At 39.4% G+C, this 1,801-nt stretch carries 1 protein-coding gene and 1 pseudogene; both read right to left on the bottom strand.

Annotated features, from left to right (window positions below; genetic code table 11):
- Positions 1-185, bottom strand: a pseudogene (locus tag FW758_RS24360) (pirin family protein); the annotation flags it as partial.
- 530 nt (positions 186-715) lie between these two features.
- The coding region (locus tag FW758_RS24355; RefSeq protein ID WP_446446804.1) for a hypothetical protein at positions 716-1,801 on the bottom strand (1,086 nt) is incomplete at its 5' end.

Here is a 1,801-nt window from a genome sequence, read left to right as displayed (position 1 = left end):
GTCTCCATCCCGCGATGGGGATGTGCGGGGAAGCCGCCAATAAAATCTTGTTCATCATCGGATTTTATTTCGTCGATCATCAAGAAAGGATCAAATTTAGTCGTCACAAAATCGGCGACACGGCGAATATTGACCCCATCGCCATCCATCGCGGCTTTGGCGGAAAACTGACTTAATACTTTCATTGCTGCTCTCCTATCGGTTGAGCAAAGCGGTGCGTGAAACGCCAAGATCATACGGCTAACACAAGACGCAAACGCTTTGCTGATGGAGGCAGAATAACAAGGAAATTTACAAAAGAATAACGCGAAATCACGGCCTAAACATTCGAAAAAATAGAACGGTTAGGGTTGAAGCAAAACATGCCTTGGTCAAACTCAGTCCTTTAAATATATGCGGTTAGAAAGAGCTAAAGCGTGTGAAATAATTTAGAAAAAACGAGGAAGCCGTCAATGTGATTAATATCATTAATTGCCATTGCTTCCCCAGTGACACGCCGTGGATATATCCCTATAGGCTCGACGGCGACATCCATGTCGCCAACGGTCACTGGTGCTTCAATGGCAATTCTCACACCCCACACAACTGTTTCGTCATCTATGAAAAGGACAAAAATAAGTTACAACAGTGAGTCTGAGCTAGTATAAATAATGAATCCCAACATTCGCCCTCCTAGATTTGTTGGGATTCGCTACGCTCGTCCCGACCTATGAGCTTATGTAACAAGTGATTCCCAATCGTTCCAATCAACACTATGGTTTTCTACGAATTCTTGAGTCCACTCGCTTTCACTATCGCTTAAGTTCAATACGATAGTATTCTCATTCGATTGCCTGATATCAACATTGTCTTTGCCGTAGTGGGCAATACGTACGTCGTACATCTGACATCCAATGCACTTACAGCCATCGCAGGTACATTTGTCATGTAAGAGAAGAGTTACGTCATTTACAAAATCACGATAAATTTGAGAAAACGTGCCATCCTCGTTACTCTTTGTAAACAACAGACAGAACCGCTCAACTTCTTCAATATGTTTGTTTTGCTTTTCTAATTCAGCGAGATCTTCAATTACTGCACCCTTCAATAGATTTTTCTCATCGTCAAAGAAAGGATCTACAAGTACACCTATGGCATTTTGCTTTGTCCAGTGCATGAATTTATCGAATTCCGCATCGTTTTCAATTATGCATAACCTATAAGTTTCTGGAGCAAGCTCAATCTCCACCCAATTATCTAAATAAATCTTTAATTCAAAGGGGTCTGTGATTAAAAAAACAGTGTCTTCAGCTGTTATATACTCACCAGATACCATGTCAGTAAATACAATCAAAGGTGCATAATAATTATTTAACTTATCGTATTTAGTACCAATCCCTCGCGTAAACGTCACAACAGTAAAGGACTTACACTCAATTAAATCTATTGGATTATTATAATTATTCTGAATGTCTTTTTTCTTTCCCTGTAGTCCTCCATCAGAAGAGTAACAAAGAGGATTATTTTGAGCCTTTGAGTCTAAAAGCCATTGTTCCAAACTTGAGCAAACATCTTGAGCAGCTAATCTACTGTAACGTTGGACTTTACCTCTTTCCAGAACATATTGAGTGCTCCCATCTTTCAATTTTATTTTGATACAGCACCCACCATTTAGATCACCTTTAGAATTTGAATTCCAAACGATAGTTTTTATAGGTTGGTTTACTGGGTAAGTCTTCAAGCCAGCCCACAAACCTTGGCTTTTATCTAATAACGATATCCACTTATTAAAATCAAAATTATGAAGTTCAGGGTGTTCTAC

This window comes from Shewanella sp. 1180_01, from assembly GCF_052850535.1.
This window is presented reverse-complemented; position numbering and strand designations above follow the sequence as displayed.